General features: G+C 41.5%; 19 protein-coding genes and 1 pseudogene. 18 read left to right on the top strand and 2 right to left on the bottom strand.

Annotated features, from left to right (window positions below; all coding sequences use genetic code 11):
* Nucleotides 1-9: 9 nt before the first annotated feature.
* Both P4S60_RS16960 and P4S60_RS16955 read right to left on the bottom strand, forming a co-directional pair.
* Nucleotides 10-1,215, bottom strand: coding sequence for a PepSY-associated TM helix domain-containing protein (locus tag P4S60_RS16960; protein WP_337116715.1), 1,206 nt, complete (start codon nt 1,213-1,215; stop codon nt 10-12).
* Between the two features lie 9 nt (nt 1,216-1,224).
* The gene (locus P4S60_RS16955; protein WP_337116713.1) at nt 1,225-3,369 is read right to left on the bottom strand and encodes a TonB-dependent siderophore receptor; all 2,145 of its coding nucleotides are present in this window, start codon (nt 3,367-3,369) and stop codon (nt 1,225-1,227) included.
* Nucleotides 3,370-3,578: 209 nt separating this feature from the next.
* Between P4S60_RS16955 and mnmE the strand changes: the two genes are divergently transcribed.
* From mnmE to P4S60_RS16865, 18 genes and pseudogenes are all read left to right on the top strand, one after another.
* Entirely contained in the window at nt 3,579-4,943 is a 1,365-nt protein-coding gene (gene mnmE / locus P4S60_RS16950; protein ID WP_337116712.1) for a tRNA uridine-5-carboxymethylaminomethyl(34) synthesis GTPase MnmE, read from the top strand.
* A 145-nt stretch (nt 4,944-5,088) separates the two neighbouring features.
* Entirely contained in the window at nt 5,089-5,829 is a 741-nt protein-coding gene (locus tag P4S60_RS16945; protein ID WP_337116711.1) for an isocitrate lyase/PEP mutase family protein, read from the top strand.
* Nucleotides 5,830-6,415: 586 nt separating this feature from the next.
* Complete coding sequence (gene mioC, locus P4S60_RS16940) at nt 6,416-6,865, top strand: FMN-binding protein MioC (protein ID WP_337116710.1); 450 nt, start codon at nt 6,416-6,418, stop codon at nt 6,863-6,865.
* A 429-nt stretch (nt 6,866-7,294) separates the two neighbouring features.
* Nucleotides 7,295-9,184: a tRNA uridine-5-carboxymethylaminomethyl(34) synthesis enzyme MnmG gene (gene mnmG / locus P4S60_RS16935; RefSeq protein WP_105173826.1), complete on the top strand. Its 1,890-nt coding sequence runs from the start codon at nt 7,295-7,297 to the stop codon at nt 9,182-9,184.
* A 15-nt stretch (nt 9,185-9,199) separates the two neighbouring features.
* Nucleotides 9,200-9,820, top strand: coding sequence for a 16S rRNA (guanine(527)-N(7))-methyltransferase RsmG (gene rsmG / locus P4S60_RS16930; RefSeq protein ID WP_063701407.1), 621 nt, complete (start codon nt 9,200-9,202; stop codon nt 9,818-9,820).
* Between the two features lie 13 nt (nt 9,821-9,833).
* Entirely contained in the window at nt 9,834-10,619 is a 786-nt protein-coding gene (locus tag P4S60_RS16925) for a ParA family protein (protein WP_337116709.1), read from the top strand.
* 20 nt (nt 10,620-10,639) lie between these two features.
* A complete protein-coding gene (locus tag P4S60_RS16920) occupies nt 10,640-11,551 on the top strand; it encodes a ParB/RepB/Spo0J family partition protein (protein WP_337116708.1) in 912 nt (303 codons plus the stop codon).
* A gap of 158 nt (nt 11,552-11,709) precedes the next feature.
* Nucleotides 11,710-12,126, top strand: a complete 417-nt coding sequence (locus P4S60_RS16915; protein WP_337116707.1) for an ATP synthase subunit I — start codon at nt 11,710-11,712, stop codon at nt 12,124-12,126.
* Nucleotides 12,105-12,947, top strand: a complete 843-nt coding sequence (gene atpB, locus P4S60_RS16910; RefSeq protein WP_063701397.1) for a F0F1 ATP synthase subunit A — start codon at nt 12,105-12,107, stop codon at nt 12,945-12,947. Before P4S60_RS16915 ends, atpB begins: the two co-directional genes overlap by 22 nt.
* Before the next feature lie 70 nt (nt 12,948-13,017).
* A complete protein-coding gene (gene atpE / locus P4S60_RS16905) occupies nt 13,018-13,251 on the top strand; it encodes a F0F1 ATP synthase subunit C (RefSeq protein WP_063701395.1) in 234 nt (77 codons plus the stop codon).
* Between the two features lie 49 nt (nt 13,252-13,300).
* Nucleotides 13,301-13,771 (top strand): F0F1 ATP synthase subunit B, encoded by a 471-nt coding sequence (gene atpF, locus P4S60_RS16900; RefSeq protein WP_063701392.1) that lies wholly within the window; start codon nt 13,301-13,303, stop codon nt 13,769-13,771.
* Between the two features lie 15 nt (nt 13,772-13,786).
* Nucleotides 13,787-14,320, top strand: coding sequence for a F0F1 ATP synthase subunit delta (atpH, locus tag P4S60_RS16895; protein ID WP_063701389.1), 534 nt, complete (start codon nt 13,787-13,789; stop codon nt 14,318-14,320).
* Between the two features lie 14 nt (nt 14,321-14,334).
* The gene (gene atpA / locus P4S60_RS16890) at nt 14,335-15,876 is read left to right on the top strand and encodes a F0F1 ATP synthase subunit alpha (protein WP_063701386.1); all 1,542 of its coding nucleotides are present in this window, start codon (nt 14,335-14,337) and stop codon (nt 15,874-15,876) included.
* 59 nt (nt 15,877-15,935) lie between these two features.
* The gene (gene atpG / locus P4S60_RS16885; protein ID WP_063701383.1) at nt 15,936-16,796 is read left to right on the top strand and encodes a F0F1 ATP synthase subunit gamma; all 861 of its coding nucleotides are present in this window, start codon (nt 15,936-15,938) and stop codon (nt 16,794-16,796) included.
* Between the two features lie 32 nt (nt 16,797-16,828).
* A complete protein-coding gene (atpD, locus tag P4S60_RS16880; RefSeq protein ID WP_063701380.1) occupies nt 16,829-18,214 on the top strand; it encodes a F0F1 ATP synthase subunit beta in 1,386 nt (461 codons plus the stop codon).
* Nucleotides 18,215-18,227: 13 nt separating this feature from the next.
* The gene (locus P4S60_RS16875) at nt 18,228-18,650 is read left to right on the top strand and encodes a F0F1 ATP synthase subunit epsilon (RefSeq protein WP_063701376.1); all 423 of its coding nucleotides are present in this window, start codon (nt 18,228-18,230) and stop codon (nt 18,648-18,650) included.
* A 272-nt stretch (nt 18,651-18,922) separates the two neighbouring features.
* The gene (gene glmU / locus P4S60_RS16870; protein WP_337116706.1) at nt 18,923-20,281 is read left to right on the top strand and encodes a bifunctional UDP-N-acetylglucosamine diphosphorylase/glucosamine-1-phosphate N-acetyltransferase GlmU; all 1,359 of its coding nucleotides are present in this window, start codon (nt 18,923-18,925) and stop codon (nt 20,279-20,281) included.
* Nucleotides 20,282-20,424: 143 nt separating this feature from the next.
* A pseudogene (locus tag P4S60_RS16865) lies at nt 20,425-22,244 on the top strand (choice-of-anchor I family protein).
* Nucleotides 22,245-22,719: the final 475 nt, after the last annotated feature.

Here is a 22,719-nt window from a genome sequence, read left to right as displayed (position 1 = left end):
TGAAAATGGCTAACCAAGAATGGGAGAATAAACCCGATTCGGCACACTGCGCTCAGTAAAGCTCAAACTCGTTATTAGTAGCGAAGCTACAACCAAACCGATTGCAATCCCCCCAGATACCCCAAGCCACTTTACAGCCGTTGTTTTACGCTTAACCCTAAGCCAACTCATATAGATGCCAGCAGCGCTTACAAAGCTCATCAATGCACCAAATAACCCCCAAATAAGTTTAGTTCCGACTCCTGCAAAGTTACCAAAGTGCAATGGATCAGCGGTATCTGAGATCCGGGCTACAATCGGTAATTCTTCTCCTTTTTGTATACCTAGTGACTCACCCGAGCTTGGTTTTAAATAAACACGGTTAGCACGTAGGCGCAGTAAAATATCATCGTTATATCCACGCACTTCAATAGGCTGTTCCGCTTTATTAGGATAGCGAATATAGCGAATATCAAGGCTCGGAAACGCCTGCTTAGCCGCCTCATATGCTGCAGTTAAACTAATTGGCGATAGATGCTTTTCAATACGTTGTTTTTTAAAGTCACTTACCGCTTGTGGTAAAGAAACTGTGTGCGGCACTTTAGCGGTTTGCAGCCCATGTTCGACTAAATACCAAATCCCAGTAATGGCCATCACCGCAATAAACCATAAACTCCAAAGCCCAAACAGTTTGTGCCAATCAGCCCAACTACTACGTTTAACGAGGCTTAGCGCAGCAGGCTTTTTCATAAAGCCTTGCCACCAGCGCCGATACACATAAAAACTCGAGACCAATAAAATAACGAGTAACACACTCAAACTAGTGACGATTAATTTACCCGTCCAGCCCATCGACAAGTTCATATGCCAGTTACGTAAAAACCGCGATATCCGCGCCCACTCTCCTTCACCGAGTAAGGTGCCAGTTGCGGCATCTAAATAAACAAAACGAAATGAATCACCGACTTTAAGGGCCGCCTCAGTGGCAAGGTAATCTTGTTTATGGCGTTGTATATAAAGTAACTGAGCTTGCGGGTAATGCTCGTTAAGGGTGTTTTCGATAGCTGAGTAGTTAGTAGAGGTAGAAGAACTTAAAGCACGGTATTTTGCGTCTGATAAGTATTCGAGTTCATGACTTAACGTAGCGAGTGTTCCCGATACGCAGGTAACAAAAAGCAGGACTCCTAAAAAGAGTCCTGCCCAAGAATGTAAGTTAAACCAACTTTTAGCGTTCACACGCCACCATTAAAAGCTGTATTTAGCACTTAAATAGACACGACGTGGTTCACCAGGAAAGTGCCCTGTTCGCTCGATAAAGCCACTGCTTGCGTATTCTTTATCAAACACGTTTTTAACTGATAACTGCCATTGCCAGTTATTAATGGTTGTTTGCCACGCCATGTTGTAAATCGTATAAGGTTTAACGCGTTGACCGCCTAAACTTAGCTGTTCATCAACATAATCTAAACCAGCAGAAATAGATGACGATAAGCGAGGTAACTCATAGCGTGTCCATATGCCTAAAGTATTTTGCGGTGCGTTGGCAAATTTATCACTATCAGGTATTTGATTGGTAATACTGTCGTTTGCTTTAGTAATACGGGTATCATTATAAGCATAACTTGCAGTAACCACCCAACGCTCAGTAATGTCGCCAACCACTTCAAGTTCAAAACCTTTACTTTGCACTTCACCAATAGCAACTAAATCATCAACGCCGTCACCTGCAACATCACCTAGTAAGCTAGGCTGCAGGATGTTTTCGCGAACAATATCATACGCCGCCATATTAACAGCAAGTGTGTCTTCTAATAGCTTGGTTCTTAAACCTAACTCGTTGATACGACTAGTTTCAGGCGAGAATGGGCCGCCCTTTGCTGATTCCTGATTACTGGCACTTTGCGGCACAAAGCCAGTGCCATGTAACGCATAAGGGAAGAACATATTATTAATGTTGTAGCTGGTACCAATACGGTAAGTAAGGTCGCTATCAGAAAACTCGGTTTGATTTAACAGATCTTTATCTTCAAAACGGTCATATCTTAAGCCAGCTGTCACACTCCAATTTGCGGTGATATCTAGCTGATCTTGCAAGTAGGCACCAAAGCGGGTGCTATTTGTTTTCCCTAGCCTTGGTGTAATACTATCAAGGTCATAATCATCAGCAGACGTTAAACCATATTCAGGATTGTTAAGATCAAGTCCTGGTACTGGGCCACCTTTACTTTGTTGCGTAGCTGTACGGTAAACACTTTCAAAATCATGTTCATACCAATCACTACCAAACAGCACTTGATGCTGCATGTTGGCAAATGCAAACTCCGCAATTGCATTAGCTGTTAAGCTAAACCCTTCGTTCTCACGGACTTGATCACGAAACTCGCGATGACTCCAATCAACAATTCCATCACCGTCAGTATCTACCAGACCTCTTGGCTCATGATAGTTTTGCACTTCTTTGTTATCAAAATAACGTGCTGTGACATCTGTGCGCCAAGCATCATTAAATTCATGTTTTAAAGTCGCCTGATAAACATGTGCTTCAACATTTTGAAAGTCTGTCGCCTCGTTATGATTCCAGCTAATATCAGTTAAAAAGTTTCCGTTATCATCAGCCGGGACACCACGTAAACGCGCCCCACCTAATTCTTGTTCTATATAGGTATACTGAGTGGTCAATTCTGTTGCATTGTTTATAAGCCACGTATAACCAAGATCAACAATGGTATTATCGCTGCTAGTATTTTCACGAAATGGTTTTTCAGTATCACGGTAGATGCCAACACGATAAGCATGGTTATCAAGTGATTCACTCAATGTTCCTGTACTTTCTAATGCACCGCTTAAGAAGTCATCATTCCCCACTTCAACTTCAATACTGTGCTCACTGGTGAATTTAGGCTTCTTAGTCACATAGTTAATAATACCGCCCGGATTACCACTACCATATATAGCACCAGCAGGTCCTTTTAACACCGCAACTTGTTCGATATTAAATAATTGTGGCACAGCAAAGCCATTGAAAGGGTCGCCCTTCACGCCATCATATAAAATCTCATCTTGGCGAAAACCTCGGAATGTCACGCCTGAATAACTAAAGGCATTAACACCAGCAATATTGCTATAAAGGTCGGTAATTTGGCGAGCAGCCTGATCGTTAATCAGCTCCTGCGGTAAAATTTGAATTGACTGAGGTATTTTTTCTAACGGTGTATTAGTACGAGTAGCAAAACTTGACTCTGTTGGGCGATATAAAGAAAACGCACGGCCAACAACTTCAATTTTTTCGATCTCTTTAGAATCATTTTGATCAGTAGAAACTTCAGTTTGCGAATGAGCAATACCTGAAAAACCCGCAGCAAGAGCAATAAAAACAGCAGAAAGACGCATAGTAAAAAGGGACAAGGTTAATAATGCGCAACATGTTAATGAATATAATTATCATTTGCAATGGCCGTTTATTATTAATTAAAGCTAAATAAAGTATTACTAATATCAGCTAACTACTACTTCATTCGCTAAACAGCTATTCGCATGAAATTAAGCCATAGGTTACAATAGAGCCAGCATTCATTCTTTTATTGGCATTATTTCATCGCATGATTAATCAAGACACAATTGCAGCACAAGCGACCGCACCAGGACGTGGTGGGGTTGGTATTATTCGCGTCTCTGGCAGCTTAGCTAAAACAGTGGCAGAGCACATTATTGGCCGTTGTCCTAAGACTCGTTACGCAGACTATGTGCCATTTAAAAGCTTGAGCGGTGAACAGCTTGACCAAGGTATTGCTATTTACTTTCAAGGGCCAAATTCATTTACCGGCGAAGACGTACTAGAACTACAAGGTCACGGCGGCCCTGTCGTACTTGATATGCTATTAAAAGAAATTAGCCAAATTGACGGTGTACGTTTAGCAAAACCAGGTGAGTTCTCTGAGCGCGCATTTATGAATGACAAGCTTGATTTAACCCAAGCTGAGGCAATTGCCGATTTAATCAATGCAACCAGTGAACAAGCAGCCAAAAGCGCCCTTCAATCATTGCAAGGTGAATTCTCTAAGCACATCGAAACGCTGGTGGAGAAAGTCATTCATCTACGTATGTATGTTGAAGCCGCGATTGATTTTCCTGATGAAGAAATCGACTTTTTATCAGACGGTAAAGTAGCAGCAGATCTCGATGCCATTATTGATCAACTCGATAATGTCACTCAGCAAGCTAAGCAAGGTAGCATCATGCGTGAAGGTATGCGTGTTGTTATTGCGGGTCGCCCTAACGCTGGTAAATCAAGCCTACTCAATGCATTAGCTGGCCGTGATGCTGCTATCGTTACCGAAATAGCCGGTACAACACGTGACGTATTACGTGAACATATTCACATTGAAGGTATGCCACTGCATATTATCGATACCGCAGGCCTGCGTGAAAGCCCAGATAAAGTAGAACAAATTGGTATTGAGCGTGCATGGGAAGAGATCAACCAAGCCGATCGCGTACTATTTATGTTAGACGGCACAGACACAGCAGCTACCGACCCTCATGATATTTGGCCTGAGTTTATGGCTAAGTTACCAGAGGGTATGGGCGTGACAGTGATCCGTAATAAAGCCGATATTTCCGGTGAAAATGTCGGTATGGATGAGCATGATCAATATCCGGTGATCCGTTTAAGTGCTAAAAATGCAGAAGGTATAGAGTTAGTTCGTACTCACTTAAAGGCATGTATAGGTTTCCAAGGTGCTACTGAAGGTGGCTTTATGGCACGTCGTCGTCACTTAGATGCACTTGATCACGCGGCCTATCATTTAAACACGGGTAAAGAGCAATTAGAGATGCATATTGCTGGCGAGATCCTTGCTGAAGAATTACGCCTAACTCAACAGTTCTTAAATGAGATAACAGGTGAATTTACCTCTGATGACCTACTAGGGAAAATCTTTAGTTCGTTCTGTATCGGTAAATAATTTCCGGACATTAATATTATAAAAAAGAGTCGCAAGACTCTTTTTTATTTTTAATCCAGCAATAAATCATCGGTTCAGGGCCGAAACCAGCCAGTAATTAACCTCATATCAATTAGTCTAGCGATGTCATTAAACGGAGGACATCATGGACAAATATCAACTTTTTCACCAATTACACCACCAGCCAACAGGTTTTGTACTCGCCAATGCGTGGGATCTTAGTTCAGCACAATTCATCCAAACTGCGGGCGCTAAAGCCGTCGCAACAACCAGCTGGGGCATTGCGGCAAGTTTAGGTTTAGCCGATGGTGAGAACATCTCTTTTAAAACTCAAATAGCGCTGGTTAAAAGCTTAACCGAACACTTACATATTCCACTCTCTGTCGATATAGAGTCGGGCTACAGTAACGATCCGCAGCAAATTAGCCAAAACGTTTTAGCATTAGCAAGATTAGGGGTTGTAGGTATCAACATAGAAGACTCAGACAAAGCCACTAACGCACTAAGATCTATCGAACAGCAATGCACTATTATTAGTGAGATAAAGAAAGTACTTAACGAAAATGGCTTTGGTCGTTTATTTATAAACGCCAGAACCGATACCTACTTTGTTAGTGACTCCCCTTTTCAAGCAACATTAGAGCGAGCAAAAGCGTATCAAGATGCAGGTGCAGACGGTCTGTTTGTGCCCGGCTTAACTAACATAGAGCACATAACCAGCTTAGCTAACACAATAGATATGCCATTAAATGTGATGGCAATGAACAATTTTAACTCAGCAAAAGCGGCTTTCGCTGGTGGTGCAAAACGATTTTCATTGGGTAATTCGCTCTATGATCTAGTCGGTAATACGATAAAAAACAGTTTAGCTCAGATCGAAAACTAACTTAGCGAGCTAAAAAATCAGATCAAAACAGCTTTTAAGATCTAATTTAGCTAAAAATGTTATCCACATTTGAGGCTTTTTTAGATCTAAAGGCTGATTTGATCATAAAAAAACGCTGAAATTTGAATTTATTTTCATAAAACTCCCCTTTTTGATAACTAATTTTCTTAAAAACCCCTTTAATTAGCGCTTATTTTAGTTTTTTTCGATCTGTTTTATTGATCGCAAATTGCAAACCGATCGTTATCAACAAGCGATCTATCCACAAAACGATCATAACCCGAACTTTACCTTGATCTAAAAATAAAAGCGCTTACACACAATTAAAGATCAACAACTTAGCAAAGTTATACACTTTCCAATATTTAGCTTGATCAGAACTTTCCCCAAATTTATTAACAGCTTGATCAAAGGGTTTAATTTATTATGATATTTAAAAAACCATTAAAAACAGTACTTTAAAATTATTATTAAATTAAAGCCTGTATTTTGAGCTTAAAAACTTATTCAGATCGTAATTCAACGCTTTACTCACACCTTAACTTCGTTATCATGTGGCCACTTATTTAATTACATGATCAACCACATGCAATCAGTAAATATCATTGTTGGCAGCCAAATGGGATCTGCTGAATACGTAGCAGAGCAACTAGCAGAAGCCCTTGAACAACAAGGAGTACAAGTGCAGCTTCATGAACAGCCTGTGTTTGATGATATTGATCAGCAAGATACTATTTGGTTGATGTGTACGTCGACATATGGTGCGGGAGACTACCCTGAGAACTTACTGCCATTTGTTGAATCTATTAACCAACAAGCTGATCTTAAAGGATTAAACTACAGTGTGATCGGTCTAGGTGACACCAGTTACGACACCTATAACTATGCTGGCCGTAATCTTGATGAGTTATTAGCGAGTAAAGGCGCAAGCCGCGTCGCAGAACGCTTAGAGCTCAATATTCTTGATGAAGCATTACCAGAAGACACAGCTTTAGCCTGGTTACCAAGCTGGATCGAGTCAGTAGGACTCAATTAAGCCGATCAGCATTGATCGTCGTTATAGAAGTTACCCACAATTTACTGATAATTTAGATCGGATTGTGGATAAACACTGATCTAACTGCGATTTTAACCTAGTTTATCCCTTGGATAAGATCCAATCGATATTGTCCTGTGTATAAATAGCCCTTTTGATCAAAGCTTTTACGCGGGAAGATCCGATCATATTAACACCTTTAGATCTGCGTTAAGATCATGTTTTAAATAGTAAAGCGAACATTATCAACAGATCTAGCCGTTACTAGTAATAAGAGTAATAAAAGATCTCTTTAAAAGATCCTTTATATTATTAGAGATCACCCACTTAGATCTTGAGCACTGTTTAATCATTTATCTTCTCTAAATTTCTAGGTAGAATACGCTCCCTTTACAAAGTTTTGCTGGTCGATTAAGTAGGATCCCATAAATGATTTTTCACGAACGTTTTGATGTTATTGTTGTAGGTGGTGGACATGCAGGTACTGAAGCTGCATTAGCATCTGCTCGCATGGGCATGAATACCCTATTGCTGACTCATAATATGGATACCCTTGGTCAAATGTCTTGTAACCCGGCAATTGGCGGTATTGGTAAAGGCCATTTAGTTAAAGAGATCGATGCACTTGGTGGTGCAATGGCTCAGGCTATCGATAAAGGCGGTATTCAATTTCGTACTTTAAACTCATCTAAAGGCCCAGCTGTACGTGCTACACGTGCACAAGCAGACCGTGCTTTGTATAAAGCAGCTATCCAACATACATTACAACATCAAGAAAATTTAAAGATCTTCCAACAATCATGTGATGATCTGATTGTTGAAGGTGATCGTGTAATGGGTGTTGTAACCCAAATGGGTCTTCGTTTTAGCGCGCCTTCAGTTGTACTTACAGTGGGCACTTTCTTAGGTGGCCAGATCCATATTGGTTTAGAGAATTACAAAGGCGGCCGTGCTGGCGATCCACCTTCAATTGCTCTTGCACAGCGTTTACGTGAATTGCCGTTCCGTGTTGATCGCTTAAAAACAGGCACGCCACCTCGTATTGATGCGCGTACTGTTGATTTTAGCAAGATGCAAGAACAGCCAGGTGATACCCCTACGCCTGTATTCTCGTTTATGGGTAAACAATCGGATCACCCACAACAGATCCCGTGTTACATCACTTATACAAATGAAAAAACACATGATGTGATCCGCAATAACCTGCATCGCTCACCTATGTATTCAGGTGTAATTGAAGGTATTGGTCCACGTTACTGTCCTTCAATTGAAGATAAGATTGTACGTTTTGCTGATAAAGACAAACATCAAATCTTTGTTGAGCCAGAAGGCTTAACATCATACGAATTATATCCAAATGGTATCTCAACGAGTTTACCGTTTGATGTGCAACTAGAAATTGTGCAATCAATCACTGGTTTTGAAAATGCACATATTTGTCGCCCTGGTTATGCGATTGAATATGATTTCTTTGATCCTCGCGACTTAAAGCAATCATTAGAAACCAAATTTATTGACGGTTTATTCTTCGCAGGCCAAATCAATGGTACAACCGGTTACGAAGAAGCGGGCGCGCAAGGTCTAATTGCGGGTATGAACGCAGCACTTCAAGTACAAGGTAAAGAATCTTGGACACCACGCCGTGATGAAGCATACACAGGTGTACTCATTGACGACCTAGCAACATTAGGTACTAAAGAACCGTACCGTATGTTTACTAGCCGAGCTGAATACCGTTTATTACTTCGTGAAGATAATGCCGACATCCGTTTAACAGCTAAAGGCCGTGAACTAGGCTTAGTTGATGATGCTCGTTGGGCTGCATTTAACGAAAAAATGGAAATCATCGAAAAAGAAACGCAACGCTTAAAAGAAACGTGGATCCATAAAGATCATGTTGCTGTAGAACAAGTAAATGCGTTACTTAAGACTCCATTAACGCGTGAGGCAAGCCTTGAAGATCTGATCCGTCGTCCTGAAATTCGTTATAACGACTTAATGGCAATTGATGGCTTAGGTTCAGAGTTTGATAATCAAGCTGCACTTGAGCAAGTTGAAATCCACACTAAGTACGCAGGTTATATTGCCCGTCAACAAGACGAGATCAATAAACAACTGCGTCATGAACAAACTGTTTTACCAAAAGACTTTGATTATTCGACTGTTTCTGGTTTATCAAATGAAGTTGTAGCTAAGCTTACGGATAGTCGTCCAGACACAATTGGCCAAGCGTCGCGTATTTCAGGTATCACCCCTGCTGCTATTTCGCTATTATTAGTCTATCTGAAAAAGCAAGGCTTACTACGCAAAACAGCGTAGTTGGTAAGGAATACAGTGTTACAACAACAATTAACGTCACTGTTAGCGCAAACTGATATTGCGCTAACAGAAAAACAGCAACAACAGCTTGTGCAATATGTTGAATTATTAGACAAGTGGAACAAAGCGTACAATTTAACCTCTGTTCGTTTACCTGAAGAAATGATGATTAAGCATATTATGGATAGCTTAGTTGTTGCACCTCACCTTAAAGGCAAACATTACATTGATGTTGGTACAGGTCCTGGTTTACCGGGTATCGTATTAGCCATTGCTTTACCTGACACGCAATTTATTTTGTTAGATAGTTTAGGTAAACGTGTGCGCTTTTTGATGCAAGTAAAACATGCACTTGGCCTTGAAAATGTAACCCCAGTGCAGTCTAGAGTTGAAGAATATCAGCCAAGTGTTAAATTAGATGGTGTATTAAGTCGTGCATTCGCCTCTTTACAAGATATGGTTGACTGGTGTGCGCACTTGATTGATCATTCAGGTAAATTTATCGCTTTAAAAGGCGTATTTCCGAGCGAAGAACTAGACTCATTACCTAAAGGTATTAAGTTTGACGAAAAAATCAGCTTGGAAGTACCTGAGTTAGATGCGCAAAGACATCTAATCATTCTATCTAAAGACTAGGGATCAGAGCACTGTGGCAAAAGTCATCGCATTAGCAAACCAAAAAGGTGGTGTTGGTAAAACAACCACCGCTGTGAATCTCGCGGCATCGATGGCCGCGACGAAGCGTAAAGTGTTATTAATCGATCTTGATCCGCAAGGAAACGCGACCATGGGTAGCGGTGTCGATAAATACGGTGATGTTGCGACTATTTACGATTTATTGATTGAAGAAACCCCTATCGAAGAGGTGATCAATAAAGAGACCTCAGGTGAGTATCACTTAATTGCTGCTAATGGCGATGTGACAGCCGCTGAAGTAAAGCTAATGGAATTGTTTGCTCGCGAAGTGCGTTTACGTAATGCGCTAGAAAAAATTCAAGGCCAATACGACTTCATTTTTATCGACTGCCCGCCTTCACTAAACATGCTGACTGTGAATGCGATGGCTGCAGCTGATTCAATTTTAGTTCCGATGCAATGTGAGTATTATGCCCTTGAAGGTTTAACCGCATTAATGGATACCATTACGCAACTTTCTAAGTTAGTAAATCCAGCGTTAACAATTGAAGGGATTTTGCGCACCATGTATGATCCGCGCAATCGCCTTGCAAATGATGTATCTGAACAACTTAAACAACATTTTGGCGATAAAGTTTATCGTACCGTTATCCCACGTAATGTCCGTTTAGCAGAAGCGCCGAGTTTTGGTGCCCCTGCCATGTATTATGACCGTGCATCAAGTGGTGCTAAAGCATACTTAGCCCTAGCCGGTGAAATGTTACGTAGAAAAGAGAAAACATCTTCAGCAGTAGCCTAACTTCGAGGTAAAAAAATAACATGTCTGCTAAAAAACGCGGTTTAGGCCGAGGACTCGACGCTTTATTAAGTTCATCAAAACCTGCCCCTAGTGCAAATAATCAGCAACAAGCAACCGCAGCAACTGAGCAAGTCTCTGATGTGGTTGCCGAGCAAAGTAAAGGTGAGCTGCAAAAGTTAGCGATTGAGTTTTTACAATCGGGTAAATATCAACCGCGTAAAGACATGTCAGAAGAAGCGCTAGAAGAATTAGCGAGCTCAATTCGTGCCCAAGGTATCATTCAGCCGATTGTTGTGCGCCAAATTGGTGCAGACAAATATGAAATCATCGCGGGTGAACGTCGTTGGCGTGCTGCTCAATTAGCCAAATTAGACACTGTGCCGTGTATCATCAAAGATGTGCCTGATGAAGCGGCAGTTGCTATCGCGCTAATTGAAAATATTCAACGTGAAGACCTAAATGCGATGGAAGAAGCGATTGCACTGAATCGCTTACTCAACGAATTTGAATTAACTCACCAACAAGTTGCCGAGGCCGTAGGTAAATCTCGTACCACTGTGACTAATTTACTACGTCTGAATAATCTTAACGAAGATGTTAAAATTTTGTTAGAGCATGGCGACATTGAAATGGGCCATGCACGCTGTTTATTAGCACTTGAAGGTGAAGCGCAGTCAGACGCTGCACGTTTCGCAGTTGCTAAAGCTTTAACCGTTCGTGAAACCGAAAAGTTAGTGCGTTCTATTTTAGAACCAGCGCCTAAAAAAGAACAGCAAGAAAAAGACCCAGATGTCAAACAGTTAGAGAAAAAGCTCGCTGAAAATTTGGGCGCAAAAGTCGAAATTAACTACAATAAAAAAGGCAAAGGCAAGCTGGTTATTTCGTATACAAGTCTAGATGAGTTAGATGGCATTTTAAGCCGTATAAATTAAGACTATTCCCGTCATTAATTAATAACATGTCCAAAAAGAGACATTTGTGGTGATTTTGCACTACAAAGGCTCAACTCAAGTTGCAAAACTGGTAGGAATCAGTATAATTTCGCCAGTTTTCATACCCTGACAACGATAGTTCTAAAGGTTAACAAAACGTGACTAATAGGTTAGCAAAGCCATATAGGCTTGCCGCATTCAGATTAATTTGTCTTCAGGGTATCGTAGCGCTCATTGCTGCAGTAATTGTTTTTATAGGTTGGGGAGCCAACGCCGGTCAGTCAGCGCTTGCTGGCGGAGTTGTCGCAGTACTCCCTAATCTGGTTTTTACCCTCTATGCATTCCGTTATATGGGTGCAAGTAAGGTAAAACAAGTGTTTGCTTCGTTTAAACGCGGCAAAGGACTAAAATTTTTGCTTACAATCGTTTTGTTTGTACTGGTATTTAAGCTTTTTCCGGTAGTTCATCTACCTTTTTTCAGCTGCTTTATACTTGTGATGTTTTTTGGATTGTTTGCACCGGTTTTTTTAAACATTAACTTTTGGGATATAACATGGCTGCAGGTGAAGAGCTAACTCTTACGGGTTACATCAAGCACCACCTTACCAACGGTCAGGTGCGTCTAACCGACGACCCTAACAATTGGTGGATGGTACTTAATGTCGATACCCTTGCATGGTCAATCGGTTTAGGATTGGTTTTCCTATGGATTTTCAAACGTGCTGCGAATAAAGCAACGATTGGTGTTCCTGGTAAACTTCAATGCTTTGTCGAAATGATCGTTGAATTCGTTGATCAAAACGTGAAAGACACCTTTCACGGTCGAAGCAAACTAATTGCCCCGCTTGCCCTTACGATTTTTGTATGGGTTTTCTTAATGAACTTAATGGATTTAATTCCAGTAGACTTCTTACCAATTGCAGCATCGCTGATCAATGGTGAGTCTTGGGATGTAATCTCTAGCGGTCAATCACACACTTACATGAAAGTAGTACCAACCACTGACCTTAACTTAACAATGGCGTTAGGCTTAGGTGTGTTTGCGTTAATCATCTTCTACTCGATTCGTGTGAAAGGCGTAATGGGTTTTGTAAAAGAACTTACATTACAACCATTTAGCGCTAAGAACCCAGTAGTTCAAGCTTTATTCATTCCAGTGAACTTGTTACTAGAATTAGTAACCTTGTTTGCTAAGCCAATTTCATTGGCACTACGTTTATTTGGTAACTTATACGCAGGTGAGCTTATCTTCATCCTGATCGGCGCAATTGGTTTATTCCAATTACCACTGCACTTCGTATGGGCTGTATTCCACATTCTCGTAATCGTATTGCAAGCATTTATCTTTATGATGCTAACAATTGTATACCTGAGCATGGCATCTACTGATCACTAATCGTAGCGCTTGTTCAATAAAGATTTTTTTACTTTAACTTTAATCATTTAAAATTATATTGGAGACAATAATGGAACTTGTAATCGGCCTTAAATATATCGCTGTTGCTTTACTAATTGGTTTTGGTGCTTTAGGTACTGCGATCGGTTTCGGTAACCTTGGTGGTAAATTCCTAGAGTCAGCGGCTCGTCAACCTGAGCTTGCACCACAACTTCAAGTTAAAATGTTCATCGTAGCGGGTCTTATCGATGCTATCGCGATGATCGGTGTAGGTATCGGTCTATACATGTTGTTCGCACTTTAATATTGAAAATACTTTTACGCGATCAACAATTGACTAAGGAGGAGTGGTTGTGAGTTTAAACCTTACTCTACTCGGCGAATTAATAGCATTTATTGTTTTTGTATGGTTCTGCATGAAGTTCGTGTGGCCACCACTAAACGGTGCTATTGAAGCTCGCCAGAAAAAAATTGAAGATGGTTTAGCTGCATCTGATAAAGCTGAAAAAGATCTTGAGCTTGCTCGTAAAAAAGCAACTGAAGAGCTTAAAGAAGCTAAATCACAAGCGGCTGATATCATCGAGCAAGCTAAAAAGCGTGCCACGCAAATCGTTGATGAAGAGACTACTCGTGGTCACGAAGAGCGTGAAAAAATTATTGCTCAAGGTCATTCTGAAATCGAAGCTGAGCGTAACCGTGTTAAAGAAGAACTGCGTAAGCAAGTTGCTTCATTAGCGGTTATCGGTGCCGAGAAGATCTTAGAGCGCGAAATCAATGAAGCCGCACATAGTGACATCGTTGAAAAACTCGTCGCTGAGCTTTAATAGGAGGGTATGAGCATGTCTGAATTGACTACAATCGCTCGCCCATACGCTAAAGCGGCTTTTGAATTTGCCGTTGATAAAGGTACTGTTGAAAGCTGGAACGAAATGTTGTTTTTTGCTGGTGAAGTAGCAAAGAACGAGCAAATCGCTCAGTTTCTTTCAGGAAGTGCCTCTGCTGAAAAGCAATCAGAAATTATTATTTCTGTTTGTGCAGAGCAACTCAACGAAAATGGTCAGAACTTAGTAAAAGTGATGGCTGAAAATGGACGTTTAACGGCACTACCAGCTGTTGCTGAACTATTCGCTGAATTTAAAGCGGACTACGACAAATTAATCGACGTAGATGTAGTTTCTGCAACAACGCTTACTGCTGAGCAGCAAGCATCTCTGGTAGCGGCATTAGAAAAACGTTTCGCACGCAAAGTTAAGCTGAATTGTAGTGTTGACGAAACTATTGTTGGTGGTCTTGTAATCAAGGCTGGTGACACTGTAATCGACGGCACTGTACGCGGTAAATTAAACCGCCTAGCTACTACACTACAATCGTAATTGGGAAGAAGAGCATGCAACTTAATTCCACTGAAATTTCAGATCTGATCAAACAACGTATTGAGCAGTTCGAAGTTGTAAGTGAAGCTCGTAACGAAGGTACTATCGTATCTGTTACTGACGGTATCATCCGCATCCACGGTCTTGCTGACTGTATGCAAGGTGAGATGATTGAGCTTCCAGGCAACCGTTTCGCTATCGCACTAAACCTTGAGCGTGACTCAGTAGGTGCTGTAGTAATGGGTCCTTACGCAGACCTTAAAGAAGGCGTAAAAGTACAATCAACTGGTCGTATCCTAGAGGTTCCTGTTGGTCGTGGTCTACTTGGTCGTGTTGTTAACACACTAGGTGCTCCTATCGACGGTAAAGGCGCTTTAGCTAACGATGGTTATGAGCCAGTAGAAAAAATCGCACCAGGCGTTATCGAACGTCAATCAGTAGATGAGCCAGTTCAAACTGGTTATAAATCTATCGATGCGATGATCCCAGTAGGTCGTGGTCAGCGTGAGCTTGTTATCGGTGACCGCCAAACTGGTAAAACTGCATTAGCAATCGATGCAATCATCAACCAAAAAGGTACAGGCGTTAAGTGTGTGTACGTTGCAGTTGGTCAAAAAGCATCTACAATCGCTAACGTAGTACGTAAATTAGAAGAGCACGGTGCACTTGAAAACACAATCGTTGTTGTTGCATCTGCTTCTGAATCTGCGGCACTTCAGTACCTAGCACCATTCGCTGGTTGTACTATGGGTGAATACTTCCGTGACCGTGGTGAAGACGCGCTAATCGTATATGATGATTTATCTAAGCAAGCTGTTGCTTACCGTCAAATCTCATTACTACTTAAGCGTCCACCAGGTCGTGAAGCATACCCAGGTGACGTATTCTACCTTCACTCACGTCTTCTAGAGCGTGCATCACGTGTAAACGCTGATTACGTTGAGAAGTTCACTAATGGTGAAGTGAAAGGTAAAACTGGTTCATTGACGGCATTGCCAATCATTGAAACTCAAGGCGGCGACGTTTCTGCGTTCGTACCGACAAACGTTATCTCTATCACCGACGGTCAGATCTTCTTAGAAACTGACTTATTCAACTCAGGTATCCGTCCAGCTGTTAACGCTGGTATCTCGGTATCTCGTGTTGGTGGTGCAGCGCAAACTAAAATCGTTAAGAAACTAGGTGGTGGTATCCGTCTAGCGTTAGCTCAGTACCGTGAATTAGCTGCGTTCTCGCAGTTCGCGTCTGACCTTGACGATGCAACACGTGCTCAATTAGAGCATGGTGAGCGCGTAACAGAGCTAATGAAGCAGAAACAGTACGCACCAATGTCTGTTGCTGAAATGTCTCTGTCGCTATTTGCTGCTGAAAAAGGCTACCTAAAAGACATCGAAATCGCGAAAATCGGTGACTTTGAAGCTGGCTTAATTTCTTATGCAAACAGCACATACGCAGAGCTAATGGCTCAAATCAATGAAACTGGTAACTACAACGCTGAGATTGAAGCTCAACTTAAAGAACTTCTAGAGAAGTTCAAGTCGACGCAAACTTGGTAATTTAGTTATGAATGGTGAGCTTTAGGCAACTAAAGCCCACCTGATTCGGAGAGAGAGTCATGGCCAGCGGAAAAGAGATTAAAAGCAAGATCGGGAGTATCAAGAATACTCAAAAGATCACCAGCGCAATGGAAATGGTTGCTGCGTCTAAAATGAAAAAGGCGCAAGAACGAGTGGCTTCAAGCCGTCCATACGCTGAAAACTTACGCGAAGTAATCGGTCGTGTTGCTCAAGCAAATCTTGATTTTACTCACCCGTTCTTAGTTGAACGTGAAGTAAAACGAGTTGGTTATATCGTTGTCTCTACTGACCGTGGTCTTTGTGGTGGCTTGAACTCTAACGAGTTCAAAAAAGTTGCCCTAGACGTGAAAGCGTGGAAAGAAAAAGGCGTTGAAGCTGAGTTCGCTACTTTAGGTAGCAAAGCAGCTGGCTTTTTCCAACGTTTCGGCGGTAAGTTACTCGCTAAAAAAGCGAGCTTAGGAGATACACCTTCAGTACAAGACGTTATCGGTCCTGTAAAAATTATGCTTGATGCATATTCTGAAGGCAAAATTGACCGCTTATACGTAGTATTTAACAAATTCGTTAATACTATGAAGCAAGAACCAACAATCGATCAGTTACTCCCTTTGCCAAAAGCTGAAGAAGAAGTATCTCAACATTCTTGGGATTACTTATATGAGCCAAACCCAGAAGCGATTTTAGAAGCTCTGTTAGTACGCTTTATTGAGTCTCAAGTATACCAAGGTGTAGTTGAGAACGCTGCCTCTGAACAGGCTGCCCGTATGGTTGCAATGAAAGCTGCAACTGATAACGCAGGCGACCTTATGGATGAGTTACAGCTTGTTTATAACAAGGCTCGTCAAGCTGCAATCACACAAGAAATCAGTGAGATTGTTGGCGGTTCGGCAGCAGTTTAACGCTTCGGCAAAGTTTAATGAGAGGAATAGACATGAGTTTAGGTAAGGTCGTCCAAATTATCGGCGCCGTTGTGGACATCGAGTTTCCACAAGACAACGTGCCAGCCGTATATGACGCACTAAAAGTAACAGATGGCGACTTAGCAGGTTTAACTTTAGAAGTTCAACAACAGCTAGGTGGCGGTGTGGTACGTGGTATCGCACTTGGTACTACTGACGGTTTACGTCGTGGTACAGCAGTAGAAGGTACAGGTCAGCCAATCCACGTTCCAGTAGGTACGAAGACACTAGGTCGTATCATGGACGTATTAGGTAACCCTATTGATGAAGCTGGTCCAATTGGTGAAGAAGAGCGTATGTCTATTCACCGTGAAGCACCTTCTTACGAAGATCAATCAAATTCAGTAGAACTTTTAGAGACTGGTATCAAGGTAATCGACCTTGTATGTCCATTCGCTAAAGGTGGTAAAGTTGGTCTATTCGGTGGTGCCGGTGTAGGTAAAACCGTAAACATGATGGAACTTATCCGTAACATCGCAATCGAGCACAGCGGTTACTCAGTATTCGCAGGTGTTGGTGAGCGTACTCGTGAGGGTAACGATTTCTACCATGAGATGAACGACTCAAACGTACTAGACAAAGTATCTCTAGTATACGGTCAGATGAATGAGCCACCGGGTAACCGTTTACGCGTAGCGTTAACAGGTCTTACTATGGCTGAGAAGTTCCGTGACGAAGGTCGTGACGTTCTTTTCTTCGTTGATAACATCTACCGTTATACTCTAGCGGGTACAGAAGTATCAGCACTTCTAGGTCGTATGCCTTCAGCAGTAGGTTACCAACCAACTCTTGCTGAAGAAATGGGTGTACTTCAAGAGCGTATCGCATCTACTAAGACTGGTTCAATCACTTCAATCCAAGCGGTATACGTACCTGCGGATGACTTAACTGACCCATCTCCAGCAACAACGTTTGCTCACTTAGATGCAACAGTAGTACTTTCACGTGATATCGCTTCTCTTGGTATCTACCCAGCGGTAGACCCACTTGATTCATCTTCACGTCAACTTGATCCATTAGTAATCGGTCAAGAGCACTACGATACAGCGCGTGGCGTTCAAACAGTTCTTCAACGTTATAAAGAACTTAAAGACATCATCGCAATCCTAGGTATGGACGAGCTTTCTGATGAAGATAAGCAAGTTGTATCTCGTGCACGTAAAATCCAGCGTTTCCTATCTCAGCCGTTCTTCGTTGCTGAAGTATTCACAGGTTCACCTGGTAAATACGTGTCACTTAAAGACACAATTGCTGGCTTCAAAGGTATCTTAAACGGTGAGTTTGATGATATGCCAGAGCAAGCGTTCTACATGGTTGGCTCTATTGAAGAAGCTCAAGAAAAAGCCAAAAGCATGTAATTAGGAGGGTAGTATGGCGGCTATGACTGTACATCTTGACGTAGTAAGCGCAGAAGAGAGTTTATTCTCTGGTCTGGTAGAATCTATTCAAGTAAGTGGTACTGAAGGTGACCTAGGTGTTAACTATGGCCACGCTCCATTATTAACTGCCCTAAAACCTGGTATGGTACGTTTAGTTAAGCAATTTGGTCACGAAGACGTGATGTATGTTGCTGGCGGTACGCTAGAAGTTCAACCTAATCGCATTACGATTCTTGCAGACACTGCAGTTCGTGGTGAAGATCTAGATGAACAAGCAGCTGAAAAAGCTAAACGTGATGCTGAAGAGCAAATGTCGAACACGTCAGTTGCTGAGTTAGATTATCAACAAGCTGCTGTACAGCTTGCTGAAGCAATCGCTCAACTTCGCGTAATCCAACAATTACGTAAAAAGTAAGCCTACTCGGTTTTCAAAAAGCCCACTTAACGTGGGCTTTTTTGTGCCCGAAATTCACTGCATAGCACTCTACTTTATATTTATACTTATATCCTTCGTCAAAGCTCGCTACAATAGTGTAAATTAATAGTGAATAGCTGTTTCATCCAAGGTTCAGTCCAACATATTAGGATTGAGTATTTACACATGATGTGACTTACACAACTTTGCATGTTTCTCAGAACTCACACCATATTGCACACCTAAAACAAAGAAAGAAGGATATTGTTTTAATGTCTCTGACTACCGTTATTCTTGCTGCGGGTAAAGGCACCCGTATGCGCTCTGCACTGCCTAAGGTATTACACAAAGTTGCTGGTAAACCTATGGTGCAGCACGTTATTGATAATGCTACAGCTCTTGGCGCTCGTGAAACAAACCTGGTTTATGGCCATGGCCGTGAACAGTTACAAGCTGCCCTATCGCACAACCAAGTAAACTGGGTATTACAAGAAGAACAACTCGGTACCGGTCATGCAGTTGCTGTTGCTAAAGAGCACATTGCCGATGATGACACCGTATTAATCCTCTATGGTGATGTGCCACTAACAAAACGTGCCACTTTAGAAAAGTTACTTGCTGTGACACCTAAAAAAGGCCTAGCAGTATTAACGGTTACCTTAGATGACCCATCAGGTTATGGCCGTATGCTCCGCGAAAATGGCAAGCTTGTCGGTATTATTGAACAAAAAGATGCCTCTGCTGAGCAACTTGCAATTAAAGAAATCAATACTGGCATCATGGCTGCGAATGGTGAATTACTAAAACGTTGGTTAGGTAACTTATCTAACAACAACGCACAAGGCGAATACTACCTAACAGATATCGTTGCAATGGCAAATAGTGAAGGAGTTGAAATTACCTCTGCTCAGCCTGAGCATCCAATGGAAGTTGAAGGTGCTAATAATCGCGTACAACTTTCAGCGCTTGAACGTGCATATCAAGCATGGCAAGCAGAAGAGCTAATGCTAAACGGCGCAACACTTGCTGATCCTGCTCGTATTGATGTACGTGGTGAAGTAACGACTGGCGAAGATGTACTGATCGACGTTAATGTTATCTTCGAAGGCAAAGTAACAATCGGCAATAATGTTCAAATTGGTCCTAACTGCGTACTTAAAGATTGTACTATCGGCGATAACGTTATTATTAAAGCGAACTCATTAGTTGAAGAAGCCAGTGTTGCTGCTAAATGTACTTTAGGCCCATATGCTCGCCTTCGTCCTGGCGCGATAATGGAAGAAGACTCACACATTGGCAACTTCGTCGAAATGAAAAAGACTCGCTTAGGTAAAGGATCTAAAGCGAATCATCTTACTTATTTAGGTGACACTGAAGTTGGCGAAAAAGTTAATATTGGCGCTGGTACTATTACTTGTAACTATGATGGCGTAAATAAATCAAAAACCATTATCGGTGATAATGCCTTTATCGGTTCTAACTCATCACTGGTAGCCCCAGTGAATATTGGTGCAATGGCAACAGTTGGCGCAGGTTCGGTTATTACTAATACAGTTGAAGACGAACAGCTTGCAGTCGCTCGTGGTAAACAGCGTAACCTAACCGGTTGGAAGCGCCCAACTAAAAAGTAGTGAGCTACCCTACTAATTTATAAATAAAAAGCGAGTTTATACTCGCTTTTTTTGTGGCTGCAATTTGTTCTCATAAAAGTGCCATATAGTTGTAATGCCTGCGTGTTGTAATTGCGTTAATACAATACAAAGGAAAAATAATAATGTTAAAAAGTTCAATTATTGCGCTATCACTTTTAACCATTCTTACTGGTTGTTCATTAGACGGTGACGACGGCAAAGACGGCTTACAAGGTGAACAAGGTCCTGCAGGGCTAAACGGGACTAATGGTTCTGATGGAACCAATGGTAGTGACGGAGCAAACGGTACAGATGCAAACGCTGCATTAAGTATTAATCTTATCGGCCGCGCAGTGCTGAACGCAGAAAGCCCTGAAGGTGCTGCAGAGATTGTCGCTTATCAAGCATCTAAAAAAGAATTTTTGCTATCAATAGCTCGGGTGATTCTGCGGTCGTTAATATCATTAAAGCAGATAGTTTTGACCGTACAGCTTTAGTAAAAGATAACGAAGGGGTTATAAACGGCACTAACTTAGTACCAGAGATCACCCTTGCACTGAATGAAAACAGTGCTGGCGACGCAAACAGCATCGCTATTGATGCTAATAATGAGCTTCTTGCGGTAGCAATGGCTGCAGATAATACCGGTGATGCAGGTTTAATCGCTTTTTATGATATTAGTGGCGATGAGCCTCAGTTTATTAAGAATGTATCTGTTGGCGCCCTACCCGACATGGTGACGTTTAGCCATGACGGAAATAAAGTATTGGTTGCAAATGAAGGCGAACCTAATGGTGATTACAGTGTTGACCCTGAAGGTTCAATTAGCATCATTAACATCACAAATGGTGTAATTGCAGATACTGCTATTAGCATAACGTTTACTGCTTATAACGATAAACAAGCAGAACTTGAAGAGTTAGGAATTGTATTTGCGAATCCGACTGGCCGTACAATCAACGGCAAGCTAATAAATACAACCGTTGCTATGGACTTAGAGCCTGAATACATCAGTGTTTCTAAAGACGATAAGTTTGCTTACGTTACACTGCAAGAGAATAACGCCCTTGCTATCGTCAACCTTGAAGATAATAGCCTCGAGCTTAAAGGGTTAGGTTTTAAAGATTGGTCTAATTTATTGATAGACGCATCAGATAAAGACGGTGGCGTTAATTTTAAATCATACCCAGGCCTCTATGGCATGTATCAACCTGATACTATTTCAAGCTTTACCTGGAAAGGTGCAAACTTCATAGTTACTGCCAATGAAGGTGATGCACGAGAGTATTTCTTTAACACAACCGATGAAGCTGATTGTTTAGCAAAAGGTGGTTTAGATTACGATAAAGATGACGGCTGTTTATCATATATAGATGAGACCAGAGCGAAAGACTTAACTCTAGCAAGTAATTTTGATTACCTTAACAATGACAATAATGATATTGGCCGTTTAAAAGTGACCACTGTTAAAGGTGATGAAGATAACAATGGTGAATACGAGTCACTCTATGCATACGGCGCTCGCTCTTTTACTATCTGGGATAGTAACGGCATGGTGGTATTTGATTCAGGCGATCAAATCTCACGTATTACCGCTTCAGTCCACGGAGCAGCATTTAACAATAACGAAGATGAAAATGCCGGTGATAGTCGCTCTGATGACAAAGGTGCAGAGCCAGAAGCATTAGCACTGGGTACAATTGGTGAGCGTACATTTGCATTTATTGGTCTAGAGCGTATGGGCGGCATCATGGTGTTTGATATCACTAATCCATACAACGTGACATTCCAAGACTACTTTTTTAATCGTGGTTTAGAAGCCGATGCAGATATAACCGGTGATCTTGCTCCTGAAGGTATGGCATTTATACCTGCAGAGCAAAGTGCAACGAATGAAGCATTGCTAGTTGTAGGCAATGAAATTTCGGGTTCAATCGCTGTTTGGGAAATTTCTACTAACTAATCCCACCCATAAAGATAAAAAGCGACATAGCTAATTTAAAGCATGTCGCTTTTTATATGCCAGTTTACCCTATCAAAAATGACTGCTTTTTGAGCTAAAACCCCTCTGTAGCCCTTTGTTTGTATGGTTATTGTACTAATTTGAAAATAATTAAAAAAACCTTAAAAAAGTGCTTGCGTTAATTCTTCGCATCCCTATAATGCGCATCCACTGACACGGCGGGCAGCAATGAAAAGCGCTGAACAACGTGACAGAGAGAGTTAAGTAAAACTTCGGTTTAAAACGGTCTAAAAAGAAAGTTTAAAATTAAGTGTTGACTCGAAAAATTAAGGATGTATTATACGCATCCCTAGCGACAACGTCGCAACGTTCTTTAACAATATAAAGCAATCATCTGTGTGGGCACTCGTACAGATTGAGTTCTAACAGCAGAACTACTTCGGTAGGGACGCAAACAAATTTAGAGTCTCAATTG

This window comes from Pseudoalteromonas sp. Hal040 (genome assembly GCF_037162425.1).
In the GTDB taxonomy this organism is placed as follows: domain Bacteria; phylum Pseudomonadota; class Gammaproteobacteria; order Enterobacterales; family Alteromonadaceae; genus Pseudoalteromonas; species Pseudoalteromonas gelatinilytica.
This window is presented reverse-complemented; position numbering and strand designations above follow the sequence as displayed.

Bases quoted from the DNA above. Each gene is read 5' to 3' on its own strand.
- mioC (WP_337116710.1), top strand. From the start codon at position 6,416: ATGCAATCAGTAAATATCATTGTTGGCAGCCAAATGGGATCTGCTGAA.
- atpA (WP_063701386.1), top strand. From the start codon at position 14,335: ATGCAACTTAATTCCACTGAAATTTCAGATCTGATCAAACAACGTATT.
- P4S60_RS16920 (WP_337116708.1), top strand. From the start codon at position 10,640: ATGTCTGCTAAAAAACGCGGTTTAGGCCGAGGACTCGACGCTTTATTA.
- mnmE (WP_337116712.1), top strand. From the start codon at position 3,579: ATGATTAATCAAGACACAATTGCAGCACAAGCGACCGCACCAGGACGT.
- atpD (WP_063701380.1), top strand. From the start codon at position 16,829: ATGAGTTTAGGTAAGGTCGTCCAAATTATCGGCGCCGTTGTGGACATC.
- P4S60_RS16945 (WP_337116711.1), top strand. From the start codon at position 5,089: ATGGACAAATATCAACTTTTTCACCAATTACACCACCAGCCAACAGGT.
- atpH (WP_063701389.1), top strand. From the start codon at position 13,787: ATGTCTGAATTGACTACAATCGCTCGCCCATACGCTAAAGCGGCTTTT.
- glmU (WP_337116706.1), top strand. From the start codon at position 18,923: ATGTCTCTGACTACCGTTATTCTTGCTGCGGGTAAAGGCACCCGTATG.
- atpB (WP_063701397.1), top strand. From the start codon at position 12,105: ATGGCTGCAGGTGAAGAGCTAACTCTTACGGGTTACATCAAGCACCAC.
- P4S60_RS16955 (WP_337116713.1), bottom strand. From the start codon at position 3,369: ATGCGTCTTTCTGCTGTTTTTATTGCTCTTGCTGCGGGTTTTTCAGGT.
- mnmG (WP_105173826.1), top strand. From the start codon at position 7,295: ATGATTTTTCACGAACGTTTTGATGTTATTGTTGTAGGTGGTGGACAT.
- P4S60_RS16875 (WP_063701376.1), top strand. From the start codon at position 18,228: ATGGCGGCTATGACTGTACATCTTGACGTAGTAAGCGCAGAAGAGAGT.
- atpE (WP_063701395.1), top strand. From the start codon at position 13,018: ATGGAACTTGTAATCGGCCTTAAATATATCGCTGTTGCTTTACTAATT.
- atpG (WP_063701383.1), top strand. From the start codon at position 15,936: ATGGCCAGCGGAAAAGAGATTAAAAGCAAGATCGGGAGTATCAAGAAT.